At 58.7% G+C, this 12,873-nt stretch carries 10 protein-coding genes; 4 read left to right on the top strand and 6 right to left on the bottom strand.

Annotated features, from left to right (window positions below; translation table 11 throughout):
* Positions 1 to 53: 53 nt before the first annotated feature.
* The 6 genes from HNQ65_RS21590 to bamA all read right to left on the bottom strand — a co-directional run bounded on the left by HNQ65_RS21590 (position 54) and on the right by bamA (position 6,891).
* Positions 54 to 677, bottom strand: a complete 624-nt coding sequence (locus HNQ65_RS21590) for a class I SAM-dependent methyltransferase (protein ID WP_184342922.1) — start codon at positions 675 to 677, stop codon at positions 54 to 56.
* A gap of 2 nt (positions 678 to 679) precedes the next feature.
* On the bottom strand, positions 680 to 1,399 hold the full coding sequence (locus HNQ65_RS21595; protein ID WP_184342924.1) for a hypothetical protein: 720 nt from the start codon (positions 1,397 to 1,399) through the stop codon (positions 680 to 682).
* Positions 1,400 to 1,408: 9 nt separating this feature from the next.
* Positions 1,409 to 2,635, bottom strand: a complete 1,227-nt coding sequence (trpB, locus tag HNQ65_RS21600) for a tryptophan synthase subunit beta (RefSeq protein ID WP_184342926.1) — start codon at positions 2,633 to 2,635, stop codon at positions 1,409 to 1,411.
* 86 nt (positions 2,636 to 2,721) lie between these two features.
* Positions 2,722 to 3,783 carry a UDP-3-O-(3-hydroxymyristoyl)glucosamine N-acyltransferase gene (lpxD, locus tag HNQ65_RS21605; protein ID WP_184342928.1) on the bottom strand — a complete coding sequence of 354 codons (1,062 nt, stop codon included), beginning with the start codon at positions 3,781 to 3,783 and terminating at the stop codon, positions 2,722 to 2,724.
* Positions 3,784 to 3,870: 87 nt separating this feature from the next.
* Positions 3,871 to 4,500, bottom strand: coding sequence for an OmpH family outer membrane protein (locus tag HNQ65_RS21610; protein ID WP_184342930.1), 630 nt, complete (start codon positions 4,498 to 4,500; stop codon positions 3,871 to 3,873).
* Positions 4,501 to 4,560: 60 nt separating this feature from the next.
* Positions 4,561 to 6,891, bottom strand: coding sequence for an outer membrane protein assembly factor BamA (bamA, locus tag HNQ65_RS21615; RefSeq protein WP_184342932.1), 2,331 nt, complete (start codon positions 6,889 to 6,891; stop codon positions 4,561 to 4,563).
* A gap of 272 nt (positions 6,892 to 7,163) precedes the next feature.
* Between bamA and HNQ65_RS21620 the strand changes: the two genes are divergently transcribed.
* The 4 genes from HNQ65_RS21620 to HNQ65_RS21635 all read left to right on the top strand — a co-directional run bounded on the left by HNQ65_RS21620 (position 7,164) and on the right by HNQ65_RS21635 (position 12,870).
* Positions 7,164 to 8,045, top strand: a complete 882-nt coding sequence (locus HNQ65_RS21620) for a DMT family transporter (protein ID WP_184342935.1) — start codon at positions 7,164 to 7,166, stop codon at positions 8,043 to 8,045.
* Positions 8,046 to 8,091: 46 nt separating this feature from the next.
* The gene (locus tag HNQ65_RS21625; protein WP_184342937.1) at positions 8,092 to 11,268 is read left to right on the top strand and encodes a UvrD-helicase domain-containing protein; all 3,177 of its coding nucleotides are present in this window, start codon (positions 8,092 to 8,094) and stop codon (positions 11,266 to 11,268) included.
* 115 nt (positions 11,269 to 11,383) lie between these two features.
* Positions 11,384 to 11,947: an RNA polymerase sigma factor gene (locus HNQ65_RS21630; protein ID WP_184342939.1), complete on the top strand. Its 564-nt coding sequence runs from the start codon at positions 11,384 to 11,386 to the stop codon at positions 11,945 to 11,947.
* Complete coding sequence (locus tag HNQ65_RS21635) at positions 11,947 to 12,870, top strand: anti-sigma factor domain-containing protein (protein WP_184342941.1); 924 nt, start codon at positions 11,947 to 11,949, stop codon at positions 12,868 to 12,870. The genes HNQ65_RS21630 and HNQ65_RS21635 overlap by 1 nt, the downstream gene beginning before the upstream one ends.
* The last annotated feature ends 3 nt before the right edge of the window (positions 12,871 to 12,873 follow it).

Here is a 12,873-nt window from a genome sequence, read left to right on the forward strand (position 1 = left end):
GGGACGAGAATACCGCTTCGCAGCGGCCTTGTAAATGATCTTGGCAGCCGGACTCAGGCCTGCCGCTGCCGCAAAACGGCCACCCAGCGGTCCACCGATTTGCCTGGTGCGTCCTTCAGGGACCGGCTTTCCTTGTTGCGCTTGTTGCTGACGACCTCCATGCCAAGCGACTCCAAGGCACGGAGGGCCAGCCGGTGCTCGACGTCAAAATAGCTCGTGATGACCAGCATGCCGTCCGGGCGGAGTTTGGCGATGCCCTGGTCAAAAATCTTCTTCCACAGCTCCTGCCCGTGCCAGAAGTTCTGATGGCGTAGAAACACCATGTTGAAGTCATCTCCTAGTTCCTTGTGCTGGTCGATCTTGGTGGCGTCTTCGATCAAAAACTGCGCAGGCAGATTGCGGTGAGTTTCACGCGCCTGCCGGATTTCCCGGATGCGGATGTCTGCGCCGATCATTTCCACGGCACCGCCTTGGGTCAAATCTGAGCCCACCTGGATCAAAGTCTCCGCCTCATCACAACGTCCGCAGGCAAGGTTGAGAATGCGCATGTCCTTCTGTCCGGCAGGCAGATGCGGGGACAGCGAATCGTGTAGAAGCGATTTCAGCTTCGACATGTCTTCCTCAATGGTGTTTGCCGTCTGCAAAGGGAGCTTTTGGGACTGAAAAAGTGGATTCATAATCACTCCAGTTTGGAAAACACGCCTGCTGCGGCTTTGACGGAGATGCCTTGATTGGCGGCATAGGCCCTGGCGGCGCTCATGCGGATTTCAGACAACGTTCCTTTGCTCAGCCAGACATCGAGCGCATCTCTCAGCACAAAAGCCCCCGGATACATCAGCTGCTCGGTGGTGAGCACCGGGCGGGTCTTCAAGGCAGCAAGATGAGGTTTGAAATAGCTGCCACTGACACAGCAGAGGATGATGGCATCCGTAGGAGGTGCTTCTGCGCCCAGAACGGAGACTGCCACGGGTTCATCCATGAGCCCATTATGGCCAATGAAAGCTGTGAGATCACACTTTCGGTCCCGCAGGCTGTTGAAAAAGGCCTCGAGGCACTGGTGAATGTTTTTGCCACGCCATGCTTCGGCGACCAGCGTGCAATCCTTGGCTGCATTCCGGTAAATGCGACGGTCTAATATCTGCAGCGTAGGATTGGCCTCTGCTTTTTCGAGCCGCCAGGACTTGCTGCGGGCAAAGATGGATCTGAATCCTTCGGAGGCACCCCAGTACAGATTGGACTCAGCATCATCGCCGTTGCCAATTTTGGCCGGGACTGGAGAGATGCCCTGGGTGGCATTGTCAGCGAGAGCGACAAAGACATGTACGCGCGTAGGAGCGGCAGAAGCATGGACGCCGCAGGCAGCCAGAACGAGGCCAAAAACGACGGTCCAAGTTTTCATGGCCTAAAATCAGAACTTCAGCTCCTCGCCGAATATCATGCGTGCGGCTTGGGCCACGTCTTTGTCGCCACGGCCCGAGAGGTTGGCGAGGATGATCTGGTCTTTGCGCATCGTGGGTGCCACTTTACGTACTTCGGCGATGGCGTGGCTGCTTTCGAGTGCGGGGATGATGCCCTCGACCTGGCTGAGTTCCTGAAAAGCCGCGAGTGCTTCCTGATCTGTGGCGTAGTTGTAGGTGACGCGACCTTGCTCATGCAGCCAGGCATGCTCCGGACCGATGGCGGCGTAGTCGAGGCCGGCGCTCACACTGTGGGTGAGCTCGATCTGGCCGTCAGCATTGGCCAGCAGCCAGGTCTTGGTGCCCTGGAGGACACCGAGGCGGCCACCTTGGAAGCGCGCGGCGTGGCGCTCAGGAATGATGCCGTCTCCACCAGCTTCGACGCCGGTCATACGCACGTCCTTGTCATTCAGGAAGGGATGGAAAAGGCCGATGCTGTTGCTGCCCCCGCCCACGCATGCCACGAGCAGGTCTGGCAGGCGCTCTTCGCGTTCCAAAATCTGGCGGCGTGCTTCCACGCCGATAACGCGATGAAAGTCGCGAACCATCATGGGGAAGGGGTGGGAACCGAGTGCTGAACCCAGGATGTAGTGGGTGGTACGAACATTGGTGACCCAGTCGCGCATGGCCTCGTTCACGGCCTCCTTAAGTGTGGCCTGACCGGCTGTGACGGCAACGACCTTGGCACCCAGAAAGCGCATGCGGGCGACGTTCAGCGCCTGACGCTCCATGTCCACCTTGCCCATATAGATGACGCATTCAAAGCCGAAGCGTGCGCATACTGTGGCGGTGGCTACGCCGTGCTGTCCTGCTCCAGTTTCGGCTATGATGCGTTTTTTTCCCAGGCGCTGGGCGAGCAGGATCTGCCCGAGGGCGTTGTTGATCTTGTGGGCGCCCGTGTGAAGCAGGTCCTCACGCTTGAGGTAAACCTTGGCCCCTCCAAGCTTTTCAGTCCAGCGCTCGGCAAAATAAAGCGGTGTGGGGCGCCCGACGTACTCGTGCAACAGCCGGTCCAGCTCTTTCTGAAATGCGGGATCAGCCTTGGCTTTCTCGTAATGGTCCGTCAGCTCTGACAGCGCAGACATGAGTGTCTCCGGCACAAACATGCCGCCATACTGGCCAAAGTGGCCATGGGTGTCTGGCATCACGGGGAGGAGGAGATTGGAGGCGGCGGTCATGGGGGAGGTGAAATTAGCCGACGACCGGACATTGGCAACGTCCGGCCTCGGATTCCGCAGGGGGGATTAGAGGCTACGTGTCCGGCTCAGGCGTTGGTCGCACTGCCTTCAAGCGCGGCGATTTTCTTCTCCAGAGTGCGCACGCGGTCGAGAAGATCCGGGATCTTGGCCGGGAGGCTTAGCATTTTACGCCCTTCCATGAGCGGGCGCGCCGGGTAGCCGGTATAGGCGCCGGGCTCCAAGATGTTTTTCGTGACGCCGGACTTGGCCAGGAACATGACCTTGTCCCCGATCTCCAGGTGGCCGGCTACACCTACCTGCCCCCCCATGGTGACATAATTTCCCAGGCGCGTGCTGCCGGAGATGCCGGTCTGTGAGACGATAATGCAATGCTTTCCGAGTGTGCAGTTGTGTCCGATCTGCACCAAGTTGTCGATTTTGCAGCCTTCACCGATCCAAGTGCGGCCAAAGCGGGCGCGGTCAATGGTGGTGCAGGAGCCGATTTCCACATCGTCATCGATCTGCACAATGCCCACTTGGTCGATCTTTTGATGTCGTCCTTGAACCATCTCGTAGCCAAAGCCGTCGCTGCCGATCACGGAGCCGCTGTGCAGGATTACCCGGCGGCCGAGCACGCAGTACTCCTTGATGACTGCATTGGCGTGGATGACGCAAGCTTCGCCGAGTTTTACACCACGTCCTATGTAAGCCCCGGCGTGAATCGTGCTGCCATCTCCGATCTGTGCACCACTTTCGATGACAGCATGCGGGCCTACGCAGACCTTTTGCGGGTCAAGCGTGACACCAGCAGCGATGGTGGCCGTGGCATGCACTCCTGGTGTGAACTCGAGGGCTGGAGGACCAAAAAAGCGGATCACATGTGAAAACGCCAAGGTGGGATTTTTGAGGCGGATAAGTGCCAGCCCTTCACGAGCGTCTTCGGCATTCAGATTTTCCGGGACCAAGGCGGCGGAGGCTTTGGTGGTCTTCAGAGCTGGCAGGTAACGTACATTGCCGAGAAACGTCACATCGCCAGGCATGGCTTCCATGAGAGAGTTTAGTCCAGTGATGACACTATCAGGGCTGCCAGTTGAAATGGTGCCTCCGACAAGTTCGGCAAGTTTCTGCAGGGTGATCGATTGGCTCATGAAATCAGGCGTGGAGAGAAAGCTGAAACAAAAAAGGCACGACGCAATGCTCTGCGGCGTGCCCTCTTAGAAAATGATCCAGGAAAGTTACTTCTTGGCGGCATCGGCCTTGGGGGCAGCCTCTTCCTTCTTAGGCTCGGTTCCCGGAGGGGGAGCGTCTTTGTTGAGTTCGACGATGAGCTGGTCTGTAAGGTCGGTGGCAGCACCTTCCCGGACGTGCAGGAGGATCGGCACGGTGGAGAGGCTGACGCCGGTCTTGTCGAACACAAAGTCAAAAGCGTCTTTCTTGGCGCGGGCGCGGACGACGTCGAGGATTTCCTCATACAGGCCCTTGCGGATGCTCATGTCCTCCTGCTTGAGCTGAGTCTGGCGGCGCTCGGCAAATTCCTGCATCTCCATTTCCATGGAGCGGAGTTCCTTCATCTTGTCGTTGAAGTCAGCCCCGTATTTGGCGCGCTGCTCAGGAGTGATGATGGAGTCCTGCGCCATCTTCTGGAGCTTTTGTGCTTCATTGGCCAGGTTTTTGTAAGCCGTGGAGCGCTCGTTCATCTCCTGGGAGGCCTTTTCGTAGTTGCCTTTGTACTTTTCGGCAGCGGTTTTGGTCTTGTGGAATTCCTGGAAGACTTTGGACATGTCGATGACGCCAATCTTGAGGTCTGCAGCCTGAAGTGAGGCGGTGGCGAGGAGTAGGAGGGCGGTGAGCGCGCTGCGAATCATAAGTAGGGGAGTTTGAAGGGGATTGGGAAAGGGGATAAACAAAATGTCCGTGGAGGGCTTTTAGAACTTGTAGCCCATGTTGAACTGGAACCGGCCGCTTCCAGATGTCTGGTCTTTGTCGATCGGCACGGCGTAGTCGACACGAATGGGGCCCACGGGAAGGAAGAGGCGCAGGCCGATGCCGGCGTCAGAGTAAATCTTGCTGTTTCCGTAGTTGGCTCCCGAGGCGCCTGAGATGGTGCCGATGTCTCCAAAGAAAACGACACGAGGAGATTTGTCAGCATTGGCAGTGATGTGCACAGGGACGGAAAACTCGCTGGTGGCGTAGATGGATGTAAGGCCCCCGATAGGCTCGCCAGTGAAGTCTTTGGGGCCGGCGTGACGATAGGCAAAACCGCGAATGTTGTTGGCACCTCCAAGGAACTGGCGTTCAAAGATGGGAACCCTCTTGCTGCCCTGCCAGCTGTTGACCACGCGGAACATTCCCTCAAAGCTGAGGATGGTGTCGCCGGGCAGGTTAAAATACTGTTGTCCGCCGATGTTTGCGCCATAGACAGGCACATTGCCTCCCAAGCCTGACATCATGGCACCAGCTTCAAACTTGTGGCCGCTGCGGGTGATGAACACGCTGTCACGGGTGTCATGCACCAAGTTGGCTTCCACCTTGCTCTGGATATAGGAGCCTGCTTCTTGCGCGATGGTGGGTGATGCGCCGCTGGCGATACCCTGGACCTTGATTTGCTGCAGGGTGTAAGTGGTGTCGATGTAGGCGTGCTCGCCAAGGCGTTTGCGCAGCCCGGTTGAGGCACCGAGATTGGTCTGATTGAAGAAGTTGGAGAGGTAGTAGAGGTTGTGGAAGAACGCTTCAACGGTCAGAGCAAGTTCGCGGCCCAGGAACCAAGGCTCTGTCCAGCTGACGGTGACGTCACGACGAAGGGCACCTGCTCGGATGTTGGTGTTGAAACGCTGGCCACCACCACGGAAGTCCTTCCAGTCGTTGATATCGAAGTTGGTCTGAGTGACCTGGATGAAACCGGTGATGCTGTCGATGGAGCTGAAGCCGGCGCCGAAATTCACCGTTCCAGTAGCCTGTTCTGCCACATTCACGTCCACATCCTTGTATCCAGGGGCTGTGGTCGGAGTATTGCGCACATCCACACTGCTGAAGTAGTTGAGATTTTGCAGGCGGTTTTTGCCAGTTTCGATTTTTGTGGTGTCGAGGATTTCACCAGGGGCAAAGGGAAGCTCACGACGGATGACTTCGTCCTTGGTGACCGAGTTTCCGGAGATGTTGACCTTGCTGATGTATGACTTGGTGCCTTCGGTGATGCTGAAAGCCACCGCCACCTGGCCAGGGCCGGATTCAGTGATGCTGGTTTCCACACGGGCGTCGGCGTAGCCGCGTGAACCGTAGTAGTCTTGAATCATCTTTTCGTCAGCCTTGATATAGCTGCCTACGTATGGGAAACCCGCTTCAGTTTTCACACCGCGGTTCAGCTCTTCAAAGGTGAAGATGCTGTTGCCCGAGATCTTGACGGCCGAGACGTCATATTTTGCCCCCTCGTTGACGACATAGACAATGTCCATCTGTTTGGCGGAGACAGGCTCCCGACGCACTTCGGTCACCTTGGCATAAACATAGCCTTTGTCCTGGAATGCCTGCTCGATCTTCTTGATGTCTTCCTGAAGGTCCTGGTTGTTGATCTTGCCCTTTTTGCCCCAGAGATTCCAGAAGTGGTGCTCCTGGGATTTGATCAGACCGCGCAGGATGCGTGATTTGATGGCGGTGTTGCCTTCAAAGCGGATGTCATGGATGATGCCGCGAGCCCCTTCGTCGATCTTGAAGGTTACAGTGGAAAAGCCCTCACGCTCGGAAGGGGTGATGTCGTAGTTGGCCGTCATGTCAGAGAAGCCCTTCTTCTCATACATCTCCACGATCTTTTGGTTCGCTGCGGCGAGCTTGATGTCATCCACGGGATCGCCAACCTTGACAGAGATATCCTTGCGCAGCTTGGCGCTGTCGATGGCCGTGTTGCCGTAAAACTTGATTTCGGCGATGCCACCGCGTCCGATGATTTCCACGATCACCTTCACCCCGCCGGCCACATCCACGGCGCGGATGTCCAGATTTTCCACAGCACCAGTGCCATAGAGCGTGCGAATATCGCGTTCCACAGACTCATTGGTGAATGGCTGGCCCACACGGGTGGACATCTGGCTGCGGATGCGGTTTTCATCCAATTTGATCGCACCCTTGAGAACGATCTGAACGTCTTGCACGATCTTCTTGGCCACGGGGGCTGCGGGGAAACCCACTTGAGCCTGAACCCGCAGCGGGGTGACGATCATGGCAGAGAGGGCCACGATAGATGAAAGTGTCAGGCGTGACATGAGGTGGAATCCGTAATTCATAGGCAAAAGCAATATAGGCAGCGGGAGAAGACTGGGCGGCAAGGCACGCCCAGACAGGGGGCTCAACAAGCGTGCAGTACTGCTTCCACAGTGCTCCACGTCAAGGCGTAAGTTCTAGGGAGGTTCTTGCCAAATTTTGCGCACCAACAACGCATGGCAGGGGTGGCAGGCCTGCTTTTCTCCAGTATGGGATTGAGAAATCACGGGTTTTTAGCGGCTTCGTGGCCGAAGAAACAGTTTCGTCACAGGCCATGTCTCATACCCATTTGCGCAACTACATTCAGCTCCACCTCGTGGTGCTTGCCTGGGGACTCACGGCCATTTTGGGCAAATTGATTGACCTGCCGCCGGTGGATGTGGTGGTGTGGCGCACCACACTGGCGGTGGTTTGCTTTGTGGGAGTGGCCCTAGTCTGTAGACATGCGCTCAAAGTCCCCCTGCCCAAGGCGGCTGCCATGATTGGCGTCGGAGCGATTCTCGGGCTGCACTGGGTTTTGTTCTTTTGGTCGGCCCGGCTGGCCACAGCCTCGGTGTGTCTTGCGGCCATGCCCACAGCCATGCTTTGGTGCTCGCTGATCGAGCCTCTCATTGATGGGAGTCGGCGCTGGAGGCCGGCGGAGCTTCTGGTGGGGGCGGTGATGGTCGGTGCGGTCTGGCTGATCTATCAGGTGGAATTCCGGTACTGGCAGGGCTTTTCGGTGGCCATTGCTGCCGCTGTGCTTGCCGCCTTTTTTGCCACGATGAGCAAGCAGCAGGTCTCTCGCGAGATGCACTGGAGTGTCATCGGCAGTTATCAGATGGCTGGGGCCTGTTTGGCAGCTCTATTTTCACGGCCGTGGCTGGAGGGAGGGCTGGCGCCTGCGATTCCCCATGGGCCTTCGATTATCTGGGTGGGTCTGCTCGGGCTCGTCTGCACTGCGGCTGCTTATGCCGCCTTCATGGATGTGCTGCGTCGAGTCAGCGTTTTCACTGTGAACGTGGTTTACAACATGGAGCCGGTTTACGGTATCGTGCTTGCTGCGCTGATTTTTGGACGTTCTGAGTTCATGAGTTCGGGCTTTTACGCAGGGGCTTCGGTCATCATCGCCTTGGTGCTGGCCCTGCCCAGGATCAGGCGCTGGGTGGAGAAGTGACAGCGCTGGACACGGCGCACGCTGTGGGCTTGCATCGTGGTCTCGATTGAACCATCTCCGTCACATCCTTGTTTCCGCCTCAGCCGGCTCTGGTAAGACCTACCAGCTGGTGCGGCGGCATCTGCATCTGCTCACGCTTGGGCAACCGCCCGAGAGCATTGCTGCGATGACCTTTACCCGCAAGGCGGCGGGGGAGTTCTTCCAGCGAATTCTGCAGCGGCTTTCGGTGCTTTCCCAGCAGCCTGGAGATGCGCATTCTTATCTCGCGGGTGTAGAGCCCCTGCCTGCGGAATGGCCCGATTTCAGCGACTTGCTGCGCAGGGTCACCCAGCGGCTGCATCGTTTGCGGCTTGGGACGATGGACAGTTTTTTCTCCAGTATCACCGCCTGCTTTCCTCTGGAGCTTGGCCTGCCGCTGGGGGCCACTGTGATGGCGGAAAACGAGGCTGCGCAAGCGCGGCGGGAGGCGCTGGATGCCCTGCTGGAGCAGATCCATTCCTCGCGGGATGATCAGGCTGGCCGGGCATTGCTGGAGGGGTTTAAACAGGCCACCTTTGGCATCGAAGAGCGCAGCGCTGCCGGCAGTCTGGAGTCCTGGATCGATGACCATCACGCCACCTGGTTGGACAGTGGCGATGGCTCTCGCTGGGGGGCACTGCCTGGACTGGAGAAGGAGGGGGCAAGCGGCCTGGGAGCCGCGCTGCAGGCCCTGCAAGATCGCTTTGCGCCACGCACGGACGAAGGAAGGGATTTTTTGGACCAGCTCATTGCCCAAGCCTCTGCCTGGGAGCCTGGAGCCACTCTGCCGCTGCGGGTGAAGTACTTTCTAGAAAAGACGAGCGCTGTCTGGCCGGAGCTGCAGGCTGGCAGGGCGGATATCAGCTGGGGAAGAGGCAAAAAAACTGAACTCAGCGGCGAAGTGGCGCGCGCCTGGGTGCGTGTGGCAGGACTGCTGCTGCAGCAGGAGCTGTCCTGCCGGGTGCAGCGCACCCAAGGCATGGCGGCTTTGATGTCTCTCTATGAGGTCGAATACTCACGGCGTGTGCGGGCGCGTGGCCGGCTCTCCTTTGCCGATGTGCAGCGCCTGCTGGCAGCTGCCTCCACGGATGGTGCCGAGTGGGCTGACGGAGAGAGTGCTGATTTGTGGTTTCGCCTCGACGGCCGCTACGACCACTGGCTTTTCGACGAATTCCAGGATACGAGCCGCGTGCAGTGGAACGTCGTCAGCGGTCTGGTGGACGAGGTGATGCAGGATGATTCCGGCAGGCGCAGCTTCTACGCCGTTGGAGATCCCAAGCAGTCCATTTACCTCTGGCGACAGGCAGAGCCGGGGCTGTTTGACGATGTGCTCCGCCAGTGGCCGGGCCATGATGAAGAGGGGCTGGAACCGCAGACACTCAGCCAGTCATTCCGAAGCGCTCCGGCGGTGCTGGAGGCAGTGAATGCGGTTTTCGAAGACGAGGCCAGGATCGAGGCGTTGCTGCCCGGATGCACCGCAGGCTTTGCATTCAAGAGGCATCTGGCTGCGGAGCGGAACAAGAATGTGAGAGGCTGCGCGGCGCTGCTCAGTGTGCAGAATGAAGAAGGACAGCGCAGCACTGGCACCACGCCCGCAGTGACGGCACTGCTGAACGAGATCCGCCCCCTGGAGCGCGGGCTGACCTGCGCCGTCCTGGTGCGGGGCAACAGAAGTGCCAACGCGATTGCCGAGGAACTGCGCGCCACCACGGGCATGGAGGTCGTGTGCGAGTCGCAGATCTATCCCGCCACGGACAACGCTGTCACGCTGGCGCTGCTTTCGCTTTTGCAACTGGCGGCGCATCCAGGGGATATCCTGGCGCTGGAGCACCTTAAAATGACGCCGCTCTGGCCACAGATCGAAACGCCGGACCGTGGCTGGCAATGGACCTGCCAGCAGGTGCGTCGTTGCGTGCTGGAGCATGGCTTTGTCGGCTTTGTGGAGGCATGGGCGCAGCACCTCCGCGCCATGCTGCCGGAAATGGATGTGTTTCACGAACTACGGCTGCGGCAGTTTGGCGAAATGGCCGCCGCTTTCGACTCAGGCGGCTCTCGGGACATCGATGCCTTTCTGCTGCATGTGCGTGAAATGCCTGTGCAGGTGCGCGGTGCGGCCAATGCGGTGCAGGTGATGACGGTGCACAAAGCCAAGGGGCTGGAGTTTGATGTGGTCATTTTGCCGGATATGGACGGCGATTCGATGAGCCATGTGCGGTCACGGTCGCTGCTCGTCAGTCGTGACGCTCAGGGGAGGGTTTCGTGGGTGTTGCAGGAGCCGCCTCGCATTTTTGCCCCGTTCCACGAGGCGCTGAAGCAGGAGCAGGATACAGCCCGGCAGAGGGCTGGATTTGAGTCGCTTTGCCGCCTTTACGTGGCTATGACACGGGCAAAACGTGGTCTATACATGATCGCTGAGCCACCGCCCAAGGCCAAGGAGCCCACGATGAAGGAGGCGCAATTTGTGCGCCGGATGCTGGCCGTGGAAGGCGAGGGCGACTCCTCCGGTCCCTGTCTAACCGAGTGGCAGACGGGCGATCCCGAGTGGTACGTCCACCTCCCCTGTCATCCTCCAGGACCACCTGAAATGGCACTTACAAAGGCGGGGGTGGGGGGGCTTCTAAGGGAGCATCAGCCACTGGCCCGACGGGTCACGCCTTCGGGCGAGGAAGACTTTCAGGTCAAAGGATCCATGCTCTTCAGTGCCGGGCGCGAGCCTGGGCGCCGGTTGGGTAATCTGGTGCACGAACTCTTTTCCCACGTGGAGTGGTGGGATTCCACCTCCGGCATGGAAGACCTCGAAGCCCGCTGGCGGGACTTCGGTCTCCTGCGTGGAGAGGCGGTGGAGGCGGCGGCGCTGGCCATGGTGCGTGGCGTCCTGCAGTCTGCAGCGGCATCATATGCCTTCGGCCAGCCAGGAGCCGGTGCCAAGGCCTGGCGGGAAAAGCCTTTTGACCTTATCCATGAGGGAAGCTGGATCAGTGGTGTTTTTGACAGAGTCATCGTTACTCAAGAATCCGTGCGACTGATTGATTTCAAAACAGACGAGGTGCCAGATGAAGAGGCTCTGGCGGAAAAAACGGCGGGTTATCGCCCGCAGATCCTGCTTTATCGGCAGGCCTTGAGGCGGCTCACGGGGCTGCCACCTGAAAAGATCGAATCTGCCCTGCTTTTCACCCGAAACTGCCGCTTGGTGAGCATAAAATGATTTTTTTTGAATCCGGAGCGTCTTTCATGACGCAAAAACTTGTGTGACCGCAATAGCTCTGGCATGGAATCCGCGCTTGGCAGCCTATCCGGCTACGCCAGCGTGCCAAACTCCCATGAGCCAGCCAGAACTCAGCGAAGATGAACTGCTCCAGCGTGCTGGACGTGGGGACGCGCGCGCGTTTGACCAGCTCTACGACAGGCTGGCACCACGCCTGTTCGGCCTTCTGCGTCAGATGCTCTATGATGAAAAAGAGGCAGAAGAGGTGTTGCAGGAGGGCTTTGTGCAGCTCTGGGAGCGTGCTCCCAGTTTTGATCCTGAGCGAAGCAAGGCTTTCACCTGGGCGGTCATGCTCTTCCGCCACAAGGCGATCGATCGCATGCGCATGCTTGGCCGCAGAAACCGACTCGTGGATGGTGCGGTGCTGGAGCAGACCACCCTCGGTGGCTCCTCCCAGGCTGCTGATGAAGCCCTGCAGGATGCTGAGCGCGGCGAGGCGGTGCGTCAGGCGCTGAATGAACTGCCCAAGGAGCAGCGCCAGCTCATTGAATGTGCCTTTCTCAAAGGACTCACTCACCACGTGATCGCTGAATCGTTCGGCATGCCGCTGGGCACTGTAAAGACCAACATCCGCCGCGGGCTGCTGCGCCTGCGCGATCTTTTGAAAGGAGGGGCATAATGGAACAGGAACGATTTGAAGAACTGGCCGCCATGAATGCCCTTGGCATGCTGGAGAGCGACGAGAAGCGTACACTGGACGGCACCACCACACGGGACAAAGATCTGCGTACGCTGGGGCTCGAGCTTGATTTGACTGCGGCGGAGCTTGGTTATCTCGTTCATCCTGTGGCGCCCCCCGCCGACATGAAGAAGCGCATCCGCGCTAAAATGCGTGCCAAAGGGGTGAAGGGCATCGGTCTTTCTCGCGGTGCCATCATTGGTGGTGCTGGCTGGGCTCTGGCCGCCAGTTTTGCCGTGGCATCTATCTGGCTGTGGAGCGAGCGTGCCGGTATGAAGGAGCAGCTGGCTGCCGCCTCCCGCGCGATTGCCCCTCCCGTTAATCCAGTCGCTCCTGTCGTGGACGATGGCAAAGCCAAGGCGCGCACGCTGGAAGAAGAGCTCAAAAAACGCCGCGACGAATACGAGGCGCAGAAAAAAGCCCTCCAGGTGGAGATCGACACGCTCCGCAAGCGTGAAACCGATGCCAGCGCCCAGATTGCCAAACTTACCGCCGATCTAGAGGCGCTGAAAAAGCAGGAGCAGGAATCCCAGCTCCAGATTGCCACACTTCAGAGCAAGGTCTGGGAATACCGCCGCAGCGAAATGCTGGTGGTTTGGGACCAGAAGCGCGGTCAGGGCGTGATCGTGCTCGACAAAATGCCGAAGGTGGAGTCTGACAAAGACTACCAGCTTTGGGTCGTGGATCCCAGCAAGCCTGATCCAGTCAGCGCTGGGGTGGTGACCGTCGATCCTAAAGGATCGGTGAAAACCGTTTTCAAACCTGTCGAAGCTGTGAAAGGGGAGGCCAAATTTGCCCTCAGCGTCGAGAAGAAAGGTGGCGTGCCAAAAAGCGAAGGTCAGCTGCTGATGGTGGGCCCGTAAAGC

It is taken from the genome of Prosthecobacter vanneervenii (assembly GCF_014203095.1).
In the GTDB taxonomy this organism is placed as follows: Bacteria; Verrucomicrobiota; Verrucomicrobiia; order Verrucomicrobiales; family Verrucomicrobiaceae; genus Prosthecobacter; species Prosthecobacter vanneervenii.